At 61.0% G+C, this 21,023-nt stretch carries 14 protein-coding genes; 6 read left to right on the top strand and 8 right to left on the bottom strand.

Translation table 11 applies throughout. The annotated features are described in order from the left end of the window. Window positions 1-31 precede the first annotated feature (31 nt). The 5 genes from AB0305_RS00715 (at window position 32) to AB0305_RS00695 (ending at window position 7,998) form a co-directional block, all read left to right on the top strand. Window positions 32-1,279 (top strand): carbohydrate porin, encoded by a 1,248-nt coding sequence (locus AB0305_RS00715; protein ID WP_366170489.1) that lies wholly within the window; start codon window positions 32-34, stop codon window positions 1,277-1,279. A gap of 90 nt (window positions 1,280-1,369) precedes the next feature. Continuing rightward, on the top strand, window positions 1,370-3,919 hold the full coding sequence (ptsP, locus tag AB0305_RS00710; protein WP_366170487.1) for a phosphoenolpyruvate--protein phosphotransferase: 2,550 nt from the start codon (window positions 1,370-1,372) through the stop codon (window positions 3,917-3,919). A gap of 36 nt (window positions 3,920-3,955) precedes the next feature. Continuing rightward, entirely contained in the window at window positions 3,956-5,431 is a 1,476-nt protein-coding gene (zwf, locus tag AB0305_RS00705; RefSeq protein WP_366170485.1) for a glucose-6-phosphate dehydrogenase, read from the top strand. A 22-nt stretch (window positions 5,432-5,453) separates the two neighbouring features. Next, window positions 5,454-7,085, top strand: a complete 1,632-nt coding sequence (gene pgi, locus AB0305_RS00700) for a glucose-6-phosphate isomerase (RefSeq protein WP_366170483.1) — start codon at window positions 5,454-5,456, stop codon at window positions 7,083-7,085. A gap of 4 nt (window positions 7,086-7,089) precedes the next feature. Beyond that, window positions 7,090-7,998 carry a carbohydrate kinase gene (locus AB0305_RS00695; protein ID WP_366170481.1) on the top strand — a complete coding sequence of 303 codons (909 nt, stop codon included), beginning with the start codon at window positions 7,090-7,092 and terminating at the stop codon, window positions 7,996-7,998. Between the two features lie 226 nt (window positions 7,999-8,224). Here the strand turns inward: AB0305_RS00695 and AB0305_RS00690 are convergent, their stop codons facing one another. The 8 genes from AB0305_RS00690 to AB0305_RS00655 all read right to left on the bottom strand — a co-directional run bounded on the left by AB0305_RS00690 (window position 8,225) and on the right by AB0305_RS00655 (window position 19,706). Beyond that, complete coding sequence (locus AB0305_RS00690; protein ID WP_366170479.1) at window positions 8,225-10,024, bottom strand: hypothetical protein; 1,800 nt, start codon at window positions 10,022-10,024, stop codon at window positions 8,225-8,227. After that, window positions 10,021-10,368, bottom strand: coding sequence for a hypothetical protein (locus AB0305_RS00685; protein WP_366170477.1), 348 nt, complete (start codon window positions 10,366-10,368; stop codon window positions 10,021-10,023). Before AB0305_RS00685 ends, AB0305_RS00690 begins: the two co-directional genes overlap by 4 nt. Before the next feature lie 225 nt (window positions 10,369-10,593). Continuing rightward, entirely contained in the window at window positions 10,594-12,654 is a 2,061-nt protein-coding gene (locus AB0305_RS00680) for a multicopper oxidase family protein (RefSeq protein ID WP_366170475.1), read from the bottom strand. Between the two features lie 179 nt (window positions 12,655-12,833). Then, complete coding sequence (locus AB0305_RS00675; protein WP_366170473.1) at window positions 12,834-16,340, bottom strand: Dyp-type peroxidase; 3,507 nt, start codon at window positions 16,338-16,340, stop codon at window positions 12,834-12,836. Next, on the bottom strand, window positions 16,330-16,632 hold the full coding sequence (locus AB0305_RS00670) for a hypothetical protein (RefSeq protein ID WP_366170471.1): 303 nt from the start codon (window positions 16,630-16,632) through the stop codon (window positions 16,330-16,332). The genes AB0305_RS00675 and AB0305_RS00670 overlap by 11 nt, the downstream gene beginning before the upstream one ends. 386 nt (window positions 16,633-17,018) lie before the next feature. Next, entirely contained in the window at window positions 17,019-17,603 is a 585-nt protein-coding gene (locus AB0305_RS00665) for a flavin reductase family protein (RefSeq protein WP_366170469.1), read from the bottom strand. Window positions 17,604-17,667: 64 nt separating this feature from the next. Beyond that, entirely contained in the window at window positions 17,668-18,696 is a 1,029-nt protein-coding gene (locus tag AB0305_RS00660) for a methionine synthase (protein WP_366170467.1), read from the bottom strand. 26 nt (window positions 18,697-18,722) lie between these two features. After that, window positions 18,723-19,706: a DUF1852 domain-containing protein gene (locus AB0305_RS00655; RefSeq protein WP_366170465.1), complete on the bottom strand. Its 984-nt coding sequence runs from the start codon at window positions 19,704-19,706 to the stop codon at window positions 18,723-18,725. 260 nt (window positions 19,707-19,966) lie between these two features. On the opposite strand from AB0305_RS00655, the gene AB0305_RS00650 reads away from it, so the two are divergent. Beyond that, window positions 19,967-20,875, top strand: a complete 909-nt coding sequence (locus AB0305_RS00650; RefSeq protein WP_366170463.1) for a LysR family transcriptional regulator — start codon at window positions 19,967-19,969, stop codon at window positions 20,873-20,875. Window positions 20,876-21,023 lie beyond the last annotated feature (148 nt).

Genomic DNA, 21,023 nt, shown 5'->3' with positions numbered 1-21,023 from the left:
AGCACAACAAAAAAAAAGCAGTAGAGGAGACATGCAATTGAAGGTCAAACTGAAGCCCCTGGTGGCCGCAGCCTTGTTCTGTACGGGCGTGCAAGCCATGGCCATGGATCTTGGCGACGGCTGGGAAGTGGTCGGCTATATCCGTGCCGGCGTGGTGTCCGAACACCAGACAGACAAGGGCGGCGTCAACAAATACGCGCTGGGCAACGGTGCAGAACTGTTCCGTCTGGGCAACGAGGGCGACACCTACGCCGAGCTTGGGCTCAAAAAAACATTCCGTCTTGATAGTGGCGTGAGCTGGACCGCCGCCTATACCGGCACCTACTGGAACGGTCTGGCCAACCTGCGGGGCTTGGGTAGCGATGGCTCCTATGCTGCCAAGGAAGCCTATGTCACCACCACCGGCTACGCGTTCTTGCCATCCACCGTGTTTTGGGCGGGCAAGCGCTATGTCGAGCGCGAAGACGTGCATATCGTCGACCACTTCTTCTACAGCGTCGGCGGACCGACGATTGACCTTGGTGCCGGTGCGAACAATATCCCGGTCGCAGAATCCGCCAAGCTGGGGATCGCGGTACTCCGCAGCCAGCAGCGCTTCAACCCCACCGACGGCAGGAAGGACGCGACCCGCGCCAACGTCGATTTGTACGACATTCCCGTCACCGAAGGCGGCAAGCTGCGCGTGATCGGCTCGATGGTGTTCGGGGATTTCAAGGGGGGTGACGGTGGCAAGGCCCTGACACTCAAATACGACCAGGCCAATTTCCTGCTGCCGAACGTCACCAACTCAGTTTGGTTGCAGACCAGCACCGGCTATTCTTCGCTCGAAACCGGGTTTGGCCCGCTGAACAGCCCAACCGGCACGCGCAGTGTGCGCCTGATCGATTCGGTGAGTTGGCAGGCTGGCCGCTTTGGCGGTCAGGCGCTGGCGGTCTACCAGCGCGGTAAGGATGAGCAGGGCGCCGGCAGTAGCACCGGCAACTCGTTCGGTGGTCGTCTCTCATACGGTCTGACCCACAACGTTAAGCTGCTGACCGAATGCGGTTGGACGCGCTTGCGCGCCAACGGCGGCCCGCTGCAGCGGCTCGACAAGTACACCGCGGCCATTGCCTTCAGCAAGGGGCCGGAACTCATGACACGCCCCGAACTGCGCCTGTACGCCACGCACGTGGCGTGGAACCAGGCGGCGCTCGACGCCCAGGGCGCAGGATGGGGTGCGTGGTCGGCCGGTCGCCACTCCACCAATATGGTCGGCGCCCAGCTTGAGAGCTGGTGGTGATGCCGAGCGGCCTTGGCCACCTTGAATTCACATCCCGTCATTTCCAATCCAATCCCCCGGTTCTCGTGCCGGTTTTCAGGAGCCACCCACATGTTGGCCAAGCAATCCCCAGTGAACGTGCTGGCCCCGTTATCGGGGCGCATTGTCCCTATCGAAGATGTGCCGGATCCGGCGTTCGCCCAGAAGATGGTGGGCGATGGCCTGTCGATCGATCCGGCAACCAATCTCGTACTGGCGCCGATCGACGGCCTGGTGATCGACTTGCACGCTTCGCGGCACGCGGTCGTGATCGAGGCACCATCGGGCGTTCGAATCATGGTGCACGTCGGAATCGACACCGTCATGCTCGATGGCAAGGGTTTCGATGCGCTGGTCAAGAAGGGCGATGCGGTGCGTGCCGGGCAGCCGCTGCTGCGCTTTGATCGCGAGTACGTGGCCGCGAATGCGGCCAGCGTGTTGACAGAGATCGTGGTCGTCAATGGCGAATGCCTCGCGCAGATGGACAAGGCTTCGGGCACCGTCGAAGCGGGCAAGAGCGTGCTGCTCACGCTGCATCTTGCTGGGCAGACCGCGCACGGTGTTGCGCTGTCCATGGAGCCCGACGGTGAGTGGCTGCATTCGCCGTTCATCGAACTGCCGAACCCGGCGGGCCTGCATGCGCGGCCTGCCGCGATGCTGGCCAAGGCGGCGCGCCAGTTTGCCGCGCGCATCGGTCTGTCGTGCGGTGCCCTCGACGCGGATGCAAAATCGGCGGTCGACATCATGGCATTGGCGACGCGCCAGGGCGATCGCGTGCGCTTGCGCGGATGCGGTGCCGATGCCGCGCAGGCGCTGGAGCAACTGGAGCGCCTGCTGCGTGACGGATGTGGTGAACGTGTCGACCTTGCCCATGTGGCCGGGCTCGCCAATGCCATGCCGCCGGCTGCCGCCACGGCAAATGGCGTGGCAAGCGACACGGCGCTGCGCGGCGCGTTCGCTGGCGTTTGCGCGTCGCCAGGGCTTGCGATCGGTCAGATCGTGCAATGGCAGAGTGTCGAATTCGAATTCGAGGAATTTGGCGGGGCCTACGACGAAGAGCGCGGCCGTCTGTCCAACGCGCTGCGGATCGCGGGCGAGCAGATCCTGTCGTTGTCGGTTGCCGGCGGCGAAGGTGGTTGCCAGGCCGATATCATGGAAGCGCATCTGGCGCTACTCGAAGATCCGGCATTGACTGAGGCAGCGGATGCGAGCCTGCGCACCGGTACCAGTGCACCGACCGCGTGGCACCGCGCCTGTCAGTCAGTGGCGCAGCGCTTGGCGCAGCATCCCAGCCCGCAACTTCGCGAACGTTCCGCCGACGTGCGCGATATCGGCACACGTGTGCTGTCTCTGCTGACGGGGGTGGGGCGCGCAACGCCGGTATTGGCCGATCGATCCATCGTCCTGGCCGACGATCTGACGCCGTCGGACACGGTGTCGCTCGATCGCAGCAAGGTCGCCGGCTTGTGCACGGTGTCGGGCGGACCAACCAGCCACGTGGCCATCATCGCCAGGTCGATGGGGATTCCCGCGATCTGCGGCATGGATCCCGCCGCGCTGTCTCTTGGCGATGGTACGCCTGCAGTACTCGACGGCTCGGCAGGCCTGCTGCGTATCGACCCGGATGCCGAACTGCTGGCCGACGTGACACGCCGCATGGAGGCCACGGCCGCCCTGCGGCAGGCAAATGCGCAGGTCGCGCATCGGCTTGGCTGCACGCGTGACGGGCATCGCGTGGAGGTGGTCGCCAACGTGCGGGACGCGGCCGACGCGCAAGAGGCCATCGCCTCAGGGGCCGAAGGCGTTGGGCTGCTGCGTTCGGAGTTTCTTTTCGAGGATCGCGTGGATGCACCCAGCGAGGATGAGCAGGCGGCTGCGTATCAGGCCGTGGCCACCGAGTTGGGAGCTGCCCGAAAGCTGATCGTGCGCACACTCGACGTCGGTGGCGACAAGCCGCTGCGCTACCTGCCGCTACCCAAGGAGGACAACCCGTTCCTCGGCCTGCGCGGCATTCGCGTCAGCCTCGCCTATCCGGAGCTGTTCCGCACGCAATTGCACGCGATGCTGCGCGCCGCGCCGCACGGTGACCTGCACATCATGTTCCCGATGGTCAGCAGCCTGGACGAGGTGCTGGCGGCCAAGCGCATGGTGCGCGAAGCGCAGGAGCGCTATGCGCATCCGGTCAAGATCGGCCTGATGATCGAGGTGCCCGCCGCCGTCGCGATGGCCGAAGCGCTTGCCAAGGAGGTCGACTTCTTCTCGATCGGCACCAATGATCTCGCGCAATACACACTGGCGATCGATCGCGGTCACGCCAAGCTGGCCGCGCAAGTCGATGCGCTGCATCCAGCCGTGCTCAAGATGATCGAAATGACGGTGGCCGGCGCGCATGCGCACGGCAAATGGGTGGGGGTGTGTGGTGCGATGGCCTCCGATCCGGCTGCGACGGCGATTCTGGTGGGGCTTGGCATCGATGAGTTGTCCGTGAGTGTGCCGGCCATCGCTGCGATCAAGGCCGAACTGGCCTCGCTCGATTTCGAAGCCTGCCGGATGCTAGCGCAGCGCGTGATCAAGCTTGGCAGCGCCGCGCAGGTGCGCCAGGCGATTGCCGCCGGCCAATAACCCTCGATCTCGTCACCCTCACGCATCCCGACAATCATGACGACGCACGTACCCTCAAGCCCGGCCGACCAGCCACTCGACATGGTGATCTTCGGCGGGGCAGGCGATTTGTCCGTACGCAAGCTGCTGCCCGCGCTTTACATGGCGCATCTGCATGGCAGCCTGCCCCGGCAAACGCGCATCATCGCCGTGGGTCGCAATGCGTGGTCGCGTGAGCAATATCTGGCCTTCGTGGAAGAGCTCTCGCGGCCATTTGTCGACGCGCATGCGCTCGATGCCGGCGCCTGGGAGCGGTTTCTCGCGCTGTTGGACTACGCCTGCGTCGATTTTGGTGCGCCAGATGACTACGCTCATCTGGCCGAAAAAACCTGTGGCGACGCGCTGCGCGTGTTCTATCTCGCGACCTCACCGAATCTGTTCAGCGTCATTTGCTACAACCTGGCGGCATGCGGGCTGGTCGACAGCCACGCGCGTGTCGTGCTGGAGAAGCCGCTGGGCCACGATCTTGCTTCTGCCAAGGCGATCAACGCCTCGGTCGGACGCCACTTTCCGGAAGCGCGGATTTACCGGATCGACCACTATCTCGGTAAGGAAACGGTGCAGAACCTGATGGTGCTGCGCTTGCGCAATGCGATTTTCGGGACGTTGTGGCAAGCGCCGTACATCAAGAGCGTGCAGATCACGGTTGCGGAATCGGTTGGGGTCGGTAGCCGCGCGGGCTTTTATGACCATACCGGTGCGATGCGCGACATGATTCAGAATCATTTGCTGCAACTGCTGTGCATCGTGGCCATGGAGCCGCCGGTGTCGCTGGATCCCGATGCGGTGCGCGATGAAAAGCTGAAGGTGTTGCGCTCGTTGCGTCCGATGTCCAGGGAGATGATCGCCCGCGACACGGTTCGAGGCCAATACGCAGCCGGCGCGGTGGACGGAGAGCCGGTCAGGGGATATCTGGATGAACCCGATGTGCCCAACGGCAGCGGTACCGAAACCTTTGTGGCGCTACGCGCGCAGATCAACAACTGGCGCTGGGCGAACGTGCCGTTCTTTCTGCGCACGGGCAAGCGTATGCACCGGCGGCGCTCGGAGATCGTCATCGAGTTTGCGGACATGCCGTTCTCGATTATTCCAAATGGGCCGCACAACTGCGCCAACCGACTCGTGATCCAGCTTCAGCCGGAAGAGTCGATTCAGTTGCAGATGCTGGCGAAGGAGCCCGGCAGCGGACTGCGCGTGCTGCCAGTGAGCCTGAATCTCGATTTGCAGCAGGCGATTGCAGGGCGCCGAGCCGAGGCTTACGAGCGTCTGCTGGTCGATGTGATTCGTGGACGCTTGACGCATTTCATGCGCTGTGACGAACTCGAAGCCGCCTGGACGTGGGTCGAGCCGATCCTCGACGGATGGAAGGCGCTGGGTGACAAGCCGCGCAGCTACACCGCAGGGACCTATGGTCCGGCAGCATCTTCGGCGCTCATGGCGCGCGAAGGCATGCTGTGGGCCGAAGAGGCTTGAGTTTGCAGCGCACAGGCTGCCATTGATCGACTACCTGATGATGACCTGTTTAACCCAGACACCCGCGTGGCGCGCACTGATTGCCCATCGCGATGCGATGACCGATGTATCGATCCGCGATCTGTTCGCGCGCGATGCCGGGCGCGCGGCGCGGTTCTCGTTGGAAGCGGCGGGACTCTTCGTCGATTTCTCGAAGCATCCCATCACCGAAGAAACACGCGATCGACTCGTGGCGCTTGCGCAGGCCACGGAGGTCGAAGTGCGGCGGGATGCGATGTTCGCGGGCGAGCGGATCAACCGCACTGAGAACCGCCCCGTGCTGCACGTCGCGCTGCGTGATCGATCAGGCAAGCCGCGCTGGGTCGATGGTACGGACGTGACAACACAAGTTGCGGCGGTGCTCGACAAGATGCGCCGCTTCAGCAATGCCGTTCGTGAAGGGGCATGGCGCGGCCATACGGGCTTGCCGATCACCGACATTGTCAATATCGGCATCGGCGGGTCCGACCTGGGGCCGAACATGGTTTGCGAAGCGCTCAAGCCGTACGCGCATGAACGGCTGTCGATGCACTTCGTATCGAATGTCGACGGCGCAGACATTGCCGAGGTGCTCAATCGGGTTGAGCCAGAAACGACGCTGTTCGTGGTCTCATCCAAGACGTTCACGACGCGCGAAACACTCGTCAATGCCCGTACCGCGCGCGCATGGCTGCTGGCAAGCGGTGCGGCGGAATCGGCGGTCGAGAAGCATTTCGTTGCGGTTTCCACCCATGCGGATGCAGTGGCCGCATTTGGCATCGACCCGGCGAACATGTTCGAATTTTGGGACTGGGTCGGTGGACGCTATTCGCTATGGTCGGCGATCGGGTTGCCGATTGCGCTCATGGCCGGCATGGACGCGTTCGAGGCATTGCTCGGCGGCGCCTACGCGATGGACCGACACTTTGCCGAGGCGCCGCTGGCGTGCAACCTGCCCGTGTTGCTCGCGCTGATCGGTATCTGGCATCAGAATTTTCGCGGTACGACGAGCCAATTGATCGCGCCGTATGACAATCGGCTCCATCGTTTGCCCGCGTATCTGCAGCAACTCGACATGGAGAGCAATGGCAAGCCGGTCACGCTTGACGGCCAGCGCGTCGGCTATGCGACCGGTCCAGTGATCTGGGGTGAGCCAGGCACCAACGGTCAACACGCGTTCTTCCAGTTGCTGCATCAAGGCACGGCTACGATCCCGGCGGACATGATTGTCTGCATGCGGCCGCATCACAGGCATGCTGAGCATCACGACATTCTCGTCGCCAATTGTTTCGCGCAATCTGAAGCCTTGATGAACGGCTGGTGCAATGCCGATGCGCCGCACCGCAATTTCGACGGTAACCGCCCAACCACCACGATTTGTCTGGACACGCTCGACCCGGCATCGCTTGGCGCGCTGATTGCACTCTACGAGCACAAGGTGTTCGTGCAGGGCGTGGTGTGGGGCATCAACTCCTTTGACCAGTGGGGTGTCGAGTTCGGAAAGCGGCTTGCCGTCGTCATCGAAGCGCAGCTTGCCGCGCCTGATGCCGAGCAGTCGCACGACGGTTCCACCAACCAATTGATTGACCGATACAAGGCGCGGCGCCGTCGCCTGACACATGTGAGCACGCGATAAGACGATGAACCTCCCCCGACTGGTCGTATTCGGTGAAGCGCTGACGGACTTCATTCGCGAGGACGCAGGCCACTGGCGCAGCGTTGCAGGCGGCTCATGCTGGAACGTCGCGCGTGTCGCCGCCCGACTCGGCGTGCCAACCGGTTTTGCCGGCACGGTGAGCCGTGACATGCTGGGTGACGAGTTGATGGCCCAGAGTGCCGAGGCCGGGCTCGACATGCGCTTCATGTGTCAAGTCGACCGCGCGCCGTTGCTGGCGATGGTCGTGTCGAAACAGCCGCCGCAGTATTTTTTTATTGGCGAGAACAGTGCCGATCTCGCGTTCGATCCGGCCAGCTTGCCAGACGGCTGGCTGGATGCCGTGGAGATTGTTCATGTGGGTTCGCTCGGGATGGTGCGCGAACCGCTGGCTTCGCGCCTGATCGAGGTCGCGCAGGCCGTGCGCGATGCAGGCAAACGCATTTCGTTCGATCCGAACTTTCGTGCGCCAATGGCCGATGCGTCATACCGTGCGACGCTACGCAAAATGACGGCCCTAGCCAACTACATCAAGGTGTCTGACGAAGACCTGCGCGGTTTATTTCCCGAGCTCGATGAGGCCGCAGCACTCGCGCAGTTGCGCGCGTGGGCGCCCACGGCTGCCGTGCTGGTGACGCGCGGCGCCTTCGGCATGCGACTGCTGCACGGTGATGACGTGTTCGAGCAGCCGGCGTTTCCGGCCGCGGTGGTGGATACCGTCGGCTGTGGCGACGCGAGCGTCGGCGGCTGGATGGCAAGCTTGCTTGCCCGTCCTGACGCGTCAGCGATCGAGCATTTGCGCCATGCAGCGGCGTGCGCTGCGGTTGTCTGCGCGCATCGCGGGGCGTATGCGCCGACGATGGCGGAAGTCTCGACGCTCGTCGAGCGTCGATAGCGCAGCGCGAGAGGCCCAGTAATCTGCCACCTTTCGGTGGGCGGACGCGCAGCTTGCGCACCAGTGCAGGCCCTCGATTCCCTGGGCGATACGAGCGATGTATCGAGTGAGGCGCAATGCTGTCAGCTACGTCCTTTGCTGTGGATCGTCGATTCTCGGGCACTAACAAAAAACGCCCGGCGAGATCAGCGCCGGGCGTTCGCCCATCAGGATGCTCAGGACAGGCTCAAGGTGCCCGCGGACTACCTTCCCTCGCTGTCGGAGCCACAACGGCGTTCGCGTTCAGGAAGCCCCAAACGAAGTCGACCTGCATCACGTCGAGCGTGCCGCCATTGTTGTCATTGTGGAACCATGCCGGATTCGGGATGCCGTGATAGCTCAACGCATAGCCGTAATCGGACTGATCCTTGTTGAATACGCTCAACCGGAAGAAGTTTGCTTTGTCGCGTTCCACATGGATGCCGGCTCGGGCATGGCACGTCATGCAGCTTGAATTGTTCATGAAGCCGGCCTCGGTGATGGAATTGCCCAGCACGGTCTTGCGGCCCATGGAGTTCGTGAACTCGACCTGGGAACCCTTCAGCCGGTAACTGCGCCAGCCCAGGTCGGAGATCGATGCTTGCTCGCTGTTCGTGCTCATGGCGGTGCCGATGCCAAGGTTCTTAAAGATTTGGTCGAGCCCGGGATTGATCGCTTCCATCGGATACAGCTTGTCGTGATCGAACACGGTCGATGGTGACATCACGAGGCCGTCTGACTTGACGTGCGGCGCGATGTAGTTGCGGGCCACGCCACTGGGCAGCGGGTCGGTGGACTTGTAGCCGTAGGCGTCGTTGCAACCGATGAAGTCGCATCGACCGGGCATGGCAACGTGCTCGAACGTCGTCCAGACCCAGTTGGGGACGTCCTTGGACGAAGCGTGGAACGCCATCAAGTAGTGCACACCGGTCAGCTTGCAGCTCACGGACGTGGCGCCCTCGTTGTACTGGACCACCGTGGACATTTTCTGGGTGATGAAAGGCTTCTCGCGCGTGTTGGCGATGCCAAGCTTCTTGGCGAAGCCCTCGTACAACCAGTTGCTCTTGATCATGATGGCATCTGGCGGGAAGTCGATTTTGCCCAGCTTCGCAGGTTGGCCTTGGCTTGCGGAACGACTGTCCAACGCATATGGCGCGTTCTTCCGCTGGTTCTCATCGTTCGCCGCAAACACGGCGGCCACCCCGTTGCTGTTGTAGAGATTGTTTTCGAACAGGTAGTTGTGGAAAGCACGGTTGCGGATGGTGATTTCCGAATTGGTTTGGCGAATCACCCGGCCGATGCTTTCGTAGCTCTTGGGCACCAGCTTGTCCACCACCGTGTCTGAGCACTGCGGCATTTCGGGCGCCTGGGCGCTCAGCGCCCGTATCGCGTTGAACTCCGCCGTGGTCTTGTCCAGATCGATCGGCGTGGCAATTTCCTGCAGGTGCTGCGTGATGGCAGGGCGGCCGATCCGGAGCGCGGGTGCGCCTGACTTCAGCAACATCGCACCGTGCTCGCGGGTATCGCCGGGGAAGATGGGGCAGTGTTGCGGGTCGTTCTTGGAGGAGTGGGGGTCGCAGCAGTTGGGGCCGGTGGTGGCCGTGCAGAGTGGCCATGGTTGTTGGGGCCAATTCTGGTCTTCATCGGCCCAATCGCTCCAGAAGCGGTCACGCACCGCCGTGGCGAACAGCCGCCAAGAGGTCATGTCCGGACAGGTCATGGCGGGATTGCTGATGCGCTCATCGACTGACCACTTGCCGTTCTTGTCGACGGTCATCTTGCAGTGCTCGTTGTCACGCACGTCCGCCACGTAGTACATCGAGTAATCGATTCCGTTTGGCTTTTTCGTCTGCGCGGGCGCGGTGGACGCAAGCACGAGCGCGAAGGCGGCCAATACCACCGCCAGTGCCAGCCGAAACCAAATCAGTGTGCCGTGACGGCGGACACGAACCTTCGTATCGAGGTACCTCTCACGGACCGCCTGGGTGGTCGCAATGGGCGTGCTCATCCTGATTTCTCCCGTTGTTGTCTTTGTTTGAATGGATATGCCTGCTTCATAGGCTCGCCGCCAATATCGTCCGCGTTACTACGCTGACGACCAGGCGCGACCGCTTTACCCTGGAACCTCGCAAGCCTGTTGTAGCGATGCCTATCATGCAGCCAGACCCTAATCAGAAGGTTTGGTCGGTCATGCTCATCCTGCCAATGAAATTTTTCTTTATCTGATATACCGGCAAGGCATGAATCTGGAAGGGAGTCGGCGTGACATGGCGTCCCTGCTAGATATTTTGTATTACGCTTTTTTTTTATATTTGGTTTAATTGCCCGCGTCGATAACTTCAGATTCGACATGGCTGCATGGAATCAATCGAATGCCAGCCTATGGGCCTCACTCTCATTGAGTATTTGGCGATTTGTATAAGCGGATCAAATGCGCCGGAATTTATCGAGGCAGCGCCTTTATGAAGCCTTGACCGGCGGACTCACTCATGGTGGTCACGTAAGGCTTGGAAGACACGGGATCATCAGGGAAGGGAGCGGGTTCGCCCGCTCCCTCATGTCTCGCTGCCGCTCCGATCAGTGATGCGCGTGGGCCAGGCCGCCAGCACCATCACTCAGGCCGATTGCCACGTTCTGCATCATGCCCTGGTCCTCGTGGTCGAGGATGTGGCAGTGCAGTACAAACTCCCCGATGTAGCGCTCATAGCGCGTGCGCACGATCAGGCGGTAGTACTTCTTCTGCGGCGGGTTGGTGAGCTTGTCCTCGGGTGTCAGATCGGTCTTGACCCACAGCGTATCCTTCCATACGCCCTTGAGCCCGGCGAACTGGTTGTCGCCATCCGCCTCGACATAACCCGGCACGCTGACGTCGTTGCCTTTCGGGTCCAGCACGGCAACGATCTGGAACGGATTGACGTGGATGTGGAAAGGGTGGCTGACACTGTAAGACCGCAGCTCCCATTGCTGGGCCTTGCCCAGGATCAGGGGCCGGTCGACGCGGGCGGGGGCGTAGGGCGATGCGCCCTTCGGTACCCATTGGCCGGTGGAGCCTTGCACAACCTCGAAGCTGTTGCCCACGGTGAATTTGAACGCGGCGGGCTGCGGATCGATACCGGTACCCAGGTAGAACACCATCTCCTGCTGCGGGGTGTTTCCGATCTCCTGGTCCGTGATGGTCGGATGCGGCACGAAGCGGGTCAGGCGGACGGCCCGCTTTCCGGCGCTGTCCTTGGCCGTCAGGTCATGGATGATGTCTTCGCGCACGTCGGCCGGCATGTGGCGGCGTGCCGAATCGACCAACTGGTGGACCAGCGTGCCGGTCGGGTCGTGCGTGGGTGCCCCGCCACGCACGGTCACCACGCCCAGCATGCCGCGCGGCGTCGCCGATCGGCTGACGGTGGCGGCGCCGGATTTTGCCACCTCGGTGACGCAGTAGTTGCCAGCTTCCGGGAAGACCACCAGCAGGTCATAGCGGTAGCCCGGCTGCAGCGTCACGGTATCGCTGGTCAGCGTGTTGCCCATGGTCAGGCCATCGGCGGCCACGACCTGGTAGGGCACGACAGGCCCCGTGCAGACGCTGTCCAGAAATTGCGCCATGCCAGCTTTTGTCGGACGCGCGTTGGACGTCGCGGTGCTTGCCATCTTGCGGAATTGCACCGTGATGGTTTCGCGGATGCCGGCATGGATGAGGCGCCAGCGCTCCACCTGGCCCGCACGCGCATCGGCGAAGGTCGGCATGACCTTGCCGTTGATGCTCGTCCAGCGGCCCGATTCGCCCCAGGTGTCGGGGCCCATGTCGTCATAAGACTCGATGATGCCGGTCTGGTTGGGCTTGCAGTCCCACGTTTGCTGCGTGCCGTCGAGGCAGTAGTACTGGATCTGCTGAAGCAGTAGCGTGCGATCCTTGAACGGCTGGCCGTTCCCATCCACGAGCAGGGTGTCCAGGTCGCCATTGACTCTGGGCGTGGGCTTACGGTTGCCGTGGATGACCAGAGCGCCCGACATGCCGCTGGCCACCTGCAGCGCCGTCGAGCCGTGACGGTGCGGGTGATACCAGAAAGTCCCGGCCGGATGGTCGGCCGGGATGTTGTACTCGTACTGGAAGCTGGTCTGCGGGTTTAGCGACAGCAGCACGTTATCGCTATTACCGGCCGGACTGACCCACAAGCCATGCGAATGCAGGTTGGTGCCGTTGAAGCAATGCGGCTTGTCCGGAGCGGTGTCGCCAGTGCAGCCGTCGTTGCCCTTCAGGTCGTTGTGCAGCGTGATGCGGACGGTATCGCCCGGTGTCACGTCGATCTGCGGGGCGACAAACGCGTCCGACGTCACGCCGGTCCCGATATAGCCGCGCAGCCTCACCTTCTGGTAACGCTGCTGGCCGGGGTCATACAGCGCCCCATCCTTGTAGTCGATATGCAGATCGAAGGCACGCTCCCTGCCAGCGTGCTGCTGGGCCGTGGTGGCCAGACTGAGTGCCGACATGGCGTGCGGCACTCCCGGCGTGGTAAGGGCCTCTTGGGAGGGCGCCACCTGCGGCAAGGACGGCGGGTTGGCGAAGAGGTTGTCCATCGCCTGCGCAACTGCGGGCTGCCACGCCAATCCGCTCAGGAAAAAGGCACCCAGCGCGGCGGTGCGCAACGTCCTGCCGCCAGCAGTTCGGCCCGCTGGATTCGCCGGGCGGCTTGCCTGGCATTGGTCGACTTCCGGTGTGCTGCATTGCATCGTCCACCCCCGTTTTTGTTTATGGCGATTTGCTGCGAAGCGACCTGTATCGGTCCCGTACCACCCCCTCCGGTTGATGCTGATGCCTGGGACGCTTACGGCGTAAAGTACTGGCGCCGTTGGTGCTGCTCCTGATGCATCGGGAACATGACGGCGTAAAACTCCGTCCACCCGCCCATGCGTACCCGCAGCAGGTCATAGCGTTCCGGATCGTTGCTGGCCGCCTGATACGTGGCGAGATCCGCGCAGGTAAGCGTGATCAGGTTCGAGCCGGTCTCGCCGTCCGCATAGACGCGCAGAAAGCGCTTGAGGTCGTCGAGCGCAAAGCTCTCCGGGATGTTCATGTCCACCGGCGACGCGTTCGACAAGCCGTAGTCGATGGCGTCTACCTTCCAGCTGTTGAGCGACTGGTAAATGTTGCGGAAAGCGGGGCTGGCCGGCAGATCCTGTGGTGCTGGCGCTGGCGACAGGTCGGACGCGATCGGCATGCCGTTGCGCCGGCCGTCGGCTGATGCACCGCAACCCTGACCGTCGCCGACATAACCTTCGAAGGTCCCGATACCCGGGGTGATGACGAATTCGAACGCACCGTACGTCTTGGCGATATTGTCCAGCGCGGGCTGCAGTGCCGGGTGTGGCCGCCGGACGACGTCCACGCACAGCCGCACCAGATGTTCCATCAACCAGGCACCCAGCGCATCCACCTCGGCATGGCCACTGCCCCATTTGGGCAGTTGCAATGCGGCTTCGCGCCACTCCTGGTAGCGGCGCGTGCGTTCGCCGGCCGCCGCCGGGCCCATCAAGCTGTTCTGATAGGGCTCGACCAGGTTGGAACCCCAGTCGTTGATCAGGCAGTCCACCAGCTCCGGCAGGGTGGCGATGGCGCTGTCGCGCTCGAACACGAGCCTCTTGATGGCATAGAGCGAGTCGATGGTATTCGACACACCCACGCAGAGCGGCGCGATGACATGGAAGCGCGCGCCGGCGCTCGTCAAGTCACGTCCAGACGCTGCGCAGCCATCGATTAGCACCGACAGCAGCGGGCTCGGGCAGATGCCTGCGAGGTTGCCGTAGGCCCCAAGGATGACGTTGTAGGTCTGGATCACCAACCATTCGAGTTGGTGCAGGAACTGCGCTTGCAGCTTCTCGAAACTATCGATCTCCTGTACGGGCGGTGACCGGAAGGTTTGCTTGAGCCCGCGCAAATAGACGGGCCCCGCCGCACCATAGGTGGCCCCCTGGTTCAGCGCCTGCTCGAGCGCCAGCATTGGCGTGACGTTGGCAAACGCAAACTCCGTGGCACCGGCGAACATCGGCTCATAACAGCCGTCGGCGGCATAGTCGCGCGCCCAGCGCAGAGAAACCCCGCTGCCGGAACGATGAAGCGCTTCACACAGCTTGTCGTCTTGGTACAGGATGGGATGAGCCCCGCCCGCGAGCAGCGACTGCGCTGCAGCATCGAGCACGGCCTGCGGCATGTCTTTGTACACGCGCAGCGACAACGTCGGAGCGTTGACGGGAATCCGACGCGCGGCCTTGAGACACAGCATGGTGACGGGGTTCACGCCGCCCGTGGGGGTGGCATCGTCATTGGCCAGGTAGCCGCCCACCGTGATCTGCTGGACCCACTGGTTGATGCCACCGCCTTGCGGGAAGTTGCCGCCCAAACCGCAGACTGCGGTGGTGCCGTAGTTCACGTAGTCGGTGATGTTGGCGCGGTTGACGAAGGCGTTCTCGCCGATCTTGAGCCACAGGCAGTCGATGATGTCCTGCGCGCGCGCGTCATCGATGGGCGCTTGCTGCAACAGCGGCCACAGAATCTGGTCCAACCGGCCAAACGAGGTCAACTCGCCCACGAGGTGCAGGCAACAGTGGAACGAATAGATCAGTTGCACGCCATCGTGGAAGTCTGCCGGCTTGTCCATGGTCAGGCGCCGCAAGCGAGCCGCCACATCCCGCATGTTCTGTGCGTCGTCCGGCTGCTGCGCGCGGGCGGCAGCCTGGTCGGCCAGCAGGGCCCAGTTCTGCAGATAAGCCTGCACGCCTTCAAGCGACCAGATTGCCGACTGGAAGAACTCGGCCTGTTGGACAGACAGTCCCGCCTGCGCCTGCTTTTGGCGTAGATCCGTCAGCAGGTTACCGATTCCCTGCGCTACGAGTGTTTGGTAATCCGGCACCACGTGGCCCATGGCAGACCACTCGTTGAGTTCACCTTTGAGCCAGGCTGCAACCGTTTCGTCTTCGCTCAGATACGGCACCACCTCCTTGCCGCGTCCCAGCGTGAAGTCGGGAATCACGCCGACGATCAGCTCTTCCGGATAGATGCGCAGCAGTTGGGTATCCCGGGCAATCGGCGACGCTGGCGCGGACAGCAGGTCGGCCAAGGTCTTCTTGTTGGCCAGCCCCTTGCGCAGTTGTGCCGAACGCTGCATCACATCGGCGTCTTGCGGCGTCACCAGCGTGGAGAGATGCGGCAAGCGCGGGAACGACTTGCGACGCAGCCACCCATCGTTCCAGTGGGAGAACGTCCGCCCCAGCAAGGCCAGCAAGCGTGGACTCGGCGGGTCGCCGGGCGCATAGCGGCCTTCCGCCATCTGGTGCAGATAATCCTGCGAGTTGTAGAAGAGATATCCGTTGCTGCTGCGCACCTGCCAGTGGGGATCCTCGGCGGCTTCCGATAGGCTGGTCACGCTGGGCACGCCCAGCTCCGCCGCGGCTGGAACATACCAGTAAGCGCCCGCCACACCCTGCACCACGCTCATGAGACGGTCGGCCGGGCGGTCCGGCATGTCGCCCATGAGGCGGTGCAAAATGGTCTCGAAGCGTTCCTGCTCATTGCAGAACGCCACGAACATCAATCCTTCCTCGCGCGCCGGGTGGCCGGCCTGTTCGCCGAAAGGCAGGGCTTGGCGCAGCAGCTTCCGGTTGTCGCCGTTGGCATCGAGCGCGTGGGCGCGGTGGATGTGGGCGTCGGTGGCGTTCTGCGGCAGGATGGCGCCAGTCGGATCGCGACCGAGCATGGCGTCCTCGGTATCGGGCGCCATGGCTGCGATGCCCGTCCAGTCGAACAGGAATTTCTGCGTGAAGCCGAAGGCTGCGCCCGCGTACGGGCCGTCCACCAGAATGTCTTCCGCCAGGCTGACCGGGTCATTCGGGTTCGTGATGCCGTCCAGATACCGCCCGCCAATCACGCGCCCGTCCGTGCGCTTGCCCACCGCAACTTCATCCATCCGGCTGGAAAGCGCGGCCAGCTCGGTGCGGAAATCGCTCATCAATCGCTCGGCGGTCTGTGCATCCGGCGTCTTCAGGAAGAGGAACACGTCTCCGCCGGTATTGCGTAGCTTGGGCGAATGATCCAATACGCGGCGGCTCACCGGGATTTCACGGTTGTGCCAGCGGCCCCACAGTTCGGGCGAGAACGCTGTGACGAGTCCGCTGGGTTGCGGCGCATTTTCCACGGCCTGGTTCAGGCTGCGCACCAGCGCCAACACCGCGCGCTGGGTATCGGTATCGTGGTTGCGCAGCTCCAGCGTGGTCATCAGACCGAACAGCGGCCGCAGCAGCAAGCCACGCTGTGCGCCTTTGACGATATCAGCAAACATTTGGGGTTCCTCGCGAGTACCACGACATGGGGCAATCAGGAAGCGCCGCGCTCTTGCCGACCGCGGCTCCGTAGTGAAGGTTTTTGCGATCAGCTTTTGTTGTTGGGCTGCTGCGCCTGCGGCCGCGAGCGGCGCCATTGCGCGTAGCGCTGCGTGTCCGGCACGATGCTATCGGGAATTCTTTGCGAATCTCGATGAAAAATATCGAAATCTGATGTTCCGGATTGTTCGGGGCATGCAAGACCGGATCACTGCCGTTGATGGTGCCGCACCGCAGCGAGATGGTGGTCACGGGGGGCGTGATCGAGCCCATTGGTGGTGTTCGAGGTCGGCATCTTGAAGATCGCCTAGCCCCCTATCATTCTCCGGGGTTTGATTCAACGCCCCGCGTAGCATCTTCCGGCTTGAACCATTCAGGCCAGGAGCTGCGGTGCCCGTTGTCCGCGGCCAGACGCGAAGGGGACTATTGAGGAACGACCTCAAGCACGCAGACGAAGCGTCCTTCGTTTAGCGCCTGTTTTAATGAACTCAAGACAGCTCGATACCTTTTAAATCAGAGGGGCGCAGCAGCAGCAGCCTCTTCGTGATAGCGCTGGGCAACATCTGCGATGGCCGCCAGCAGCAAGCTGGCGGCATGGAACAGGAACAATTGCGTGGGCGCCGAGCGAAGGTTCGCGCTCAAACCGCGCTACGCGCGGCGATGTTGCGATATTGCCCTTTGAAGTACAGCAATGGCTGCGTAGCAGCAGCTTCTTGCAGGTCTAACGCCTTCACTTCACCAATCACGATCAGGTGATCGCCCGCGGCGTGTTCGGCGTAGATTTCGCAATCGAGCCAGTGAAGGCTGCCGGCAATGATCGGATTACCCAGCGGCGATTCCTGCCAGTCGACGCCACGCCACTTGTCCGCGCCTCGTCGGGAAAACTGGTTGGAAATCCCGACTTGTTGGTCAGACAGGATGTTGACGACGAACCGACCCGCTTGGCGAATTTTTGGATAGCTGGCTGAATTGGCCATGACGCTAAATGACACCAGCGGCGGGCTCATCGACACGCTATAGAAAGACTGGCAAGTGAAGCCGATCGGCTCGCCATCGACGTGCGATGCAATCACCGTGATACCGGATGCGTAATGCCCGAGCGCTTCGCGAAAGCTAAAAGGCTCGATGGCCATGCTGGAAAGTGACATGGTAGATGGTGAAACTGGGCGCAGCTCGGACATGTCGAGGTGGCGTATTCCGACAGATTCAGGGAGCCATTTCATGGCACTCCCTGAAATCCACACCGCCTTCGATCCCTCGAGCACTACTGCCGGGTTCAGCCGGAAACTAGTTCGAGAGTTCTTTTCGGACGATCTCCGCGCCCGCGCTCAAAGCACTCAGCTTGCCTCTCGCGACGGCACGCGACAAGGGAGCCATGCCGCAGTTGGTGCAAGGATAGAGATCGTCGGCATCCACGAATTGAAGTGCTTTTCGCAACGTGCGGGCGACTTCCTCGGGGGTTTCAATGGTATTGCTTGCCACATCGATGGCCCCCACCATCACCTTCTTGCCGCGAATGAGTTCGATCAGATCCATGGGAACGTGAGAATTGTGGCATTCCAACGAAACCATACCGATACTGGATTTTTGCAGCTTGGGGAAGGCTTGCTCGTATTGCCGCCACTCCGACCCCAGCGTCTTCTTCCAATCCGTATTTGCCTTGATGCCATAGCCATAGCAGATATGCACGGCGGTTTCACACTTGAGACCTTCAATCGCCCTTTCCAGGGTCGCGACGCCCCATTCATTCACCTCATCGAAGAAGACATTGAATGCGGGCTCGTCAAACTGAATGATATCGACCCCGGCAGCCTCCAGTTCCCTGGCTTCCTCATTCAGGATCTTTGCGAATTCCCAGGCTAGTTTTTCGCGGCTTTTGTAATGATCGTCGTAAAGCGTATCGATCATTGTCATCGGGCCCGGCAAAGCCCATTTGATGGGCTGCGTGGTCTGCTGGCGCAAGAACCTGGCATCTTCAACGAAAACCGGTTTCTGTCGGGCAACCGCATCGACGACCGTCGGCACGCTTGCATCATAACGATCGCGAATTCGAACGGTCTTGCGGTTCTCGAAATCAACGCCGCTGAGGTGTTCGATGAACGTGGTCACGAAATGCTGGCGCGTTTGCTCGCCGTCACTGACGATGTCGATGCCTGCATGTTGCTGTTCTTGCAACGACAAACGCAAAGCATCCTGTTTACCCTCGATCAACCCCTGATCCTGCAATTTCCAGGGCGACCAGAGTTTCTCGGGCTCTGCAAGCCAGGAGGGTTTGGGTAAGCTGCCGGCAGTGGATGTGGGTAGCAGTTTTTTCATGGTAGACGACCTTGCGTTGTTACTGATCAAAGAGCGTAGTCAGCGGACCACTGCTCAAGAATGGCCTGGTATGGTTTGATAAATTGCTCCTCAACAAACCTTCCCTGCTCGACGGCCAGCCGGCTACGTTCTTCCCGATCGTAAACAATTCGAGTCAAAGAAAAATCCTGGTGATTCAAACTGGGTTGATAGAATTTTCCTGCTGGAGAGTTCGCGTTGTAAATCTCGGGCCGGTAAATCTTCTGGAAGGTGTCCATCGTGCTGATGGTGCCGATAAGCTCGAGATTGGTGTAATCAGCCAGCAGGTCACCGGTAAAGTAGAAAGCCAAAGGCGCAACGCTATTTGGAGGCATGAAATAGCGAACCTTCAAACCCATTTTTTTGAAATATTCGTCAGTCAGAGAATATTCATCCTGCTGGTACTCGATGCCCAATACCGGGTGATGATTGGCAGTCCGGTGATAGATCTTGCTACTCGAAACGCTCAGGCATATAACGGGCGGTTTGGCGAAATTGTGTCTGTAAGCGCTGGAATTGATGAAGGCCTTGAACAGCTTTCCGTGCAGGTCGCCAAAATTATCTGGCGTGCTGAATCCAGGCTGTTTCTTGTTATGCTCAAGCAATACCACGCTGAAGTCATAATCGCGCACATAGGAGGAGAAGTTATTTCCCGCAATACCTTCAGTGAGTTCGTTGGTTTTTCGGTCAATAATATTGGTTTTCAATATTTCGATCAAAGGGAGTGAATTATCGCTGCTTTTCCCTTTGACATTCATTTCAACGGAAATGATTTCGAGTTTGACGGTATAGCGATCGCCTTCAGGATTGTCCCAGTGCGCCAACGCATTGAAGCGGTTGTCGATCATCCTGAAGGTGTTGCGCAGGTTCTCCTGGCGACTCTTTCCTCTAGCCAGATTGGCAAAATTGGTCGTAATGCGCGTATTTTCTGAAGGGCGATAGTCTTCATCGAACGGGATGCTGTTAATGGAAAATGTGAAGTCGTTACTCATCGTGATTCTTGCACCCTGATTTCTGAAATGAAAACCGCATCTGTTCTTTGCTTTTCAATGCTTCCGGCTGACTGGGCATGAAGCAGCTTCATGCAACCATTAGTCATGCTCATGGTGCGGTGTACGCGTGGATTGCGTAGGGACCGTGTGCCGTGTGCCGATCAGCAGAAAAGTGACTGGCAGCGATGATATAGTGCCCCCTACATGAATAAAAATGGATTTATTTCATGCAAACATTAAAACTACTCATGGAGTGAGCGATGCTGGATCGCAGTCATCTGAAGGTCGTGCGGGAAGTGGAGCGGCAGGGCTCGCTCACGGCCGCCGCCGATACCCTCAATCTCACGCAGTCGGCGCTAAGCCATGCGGTGAAGAAGCTCGAGCAGCAGCTCGGTACGCCGGTGTGGACGCGCGAGGGACGGTCCATGCGGCTCACGCAGGCCGGACAGTACCTGCTGGGCCTCGCGAACCGGCTGCTGCCGCAATTCGAACTCGCCGAAGAGCGTATGAAGCAGTACGCTCAGGGCGAGCGCGGCACGTTGCGGATTGGCATGGAATGCGCGCCTTGCTATCAATGGCTGCTGAAGGTGGTGTCGCCATATCTCGCGCGCTGGCCGGATGTCGACGTTGACGTGAAGCAGCGCTTCCAGTTCGGCGGCATCGGCGCGTTGATCGGCTATGAAATCGACGTGCTCGTCACGCCCGACCCGCTCAAGAAATCCGAGCTGCATTTTCAGCCAGTGTTCGATTACGAGCAGGTGCTGGTGGTCGGCGACGACCACGCGCTGGCCGGGGAAGCCTATGTGACGCCGGAGCAGTTGTCGCATGAGGTGCTGATTACCTATCCGGTCGAAACGGACCGGCTCGATATATACACGCAGTTCCTCACGCCTGCGAATCGGGTGCCGAAGCGCCACAAGGTGATCGAGACGACCGACATCATGCTGCAGATGGTGGCGAGCGGCCGAGGCGTGGCGGCATTACCTCGCTGGCTCGCGGAAGAATACGCGGGCTGGATGCCGCTCACGCCCGTGCAACTTGGAAAGAAAGGTATTGCGAAGCAGATTTTCCTGGGCACGCGCAAGACTGATGACGACATCGATTATCTTGCGGCGTTTGTGAAGGCGGCGCGGGAATGGAAATGGGCGGAATCGAAGATGCGAGACTAGTTTTGCTTTGAAACATGAACAAAACTAATCGCAAGATGAAAAGATGCCATTTCATATTGCACGGCTCAGCCTCTATGATTTTCGTCGAAGCGTTTTGGCCGTTTGGCCAGCTGCGAACCCGTATCCTGCGTCGGACCGTGCTGCACCA

This window comes from Arthrobacter sp. NPDC080086, from assembly GCF_040702285.1.
Note: the sequence above shows the minus strand (reverse complement) of the source record. Positions and strands in the feature narration are given on the sequence as shown.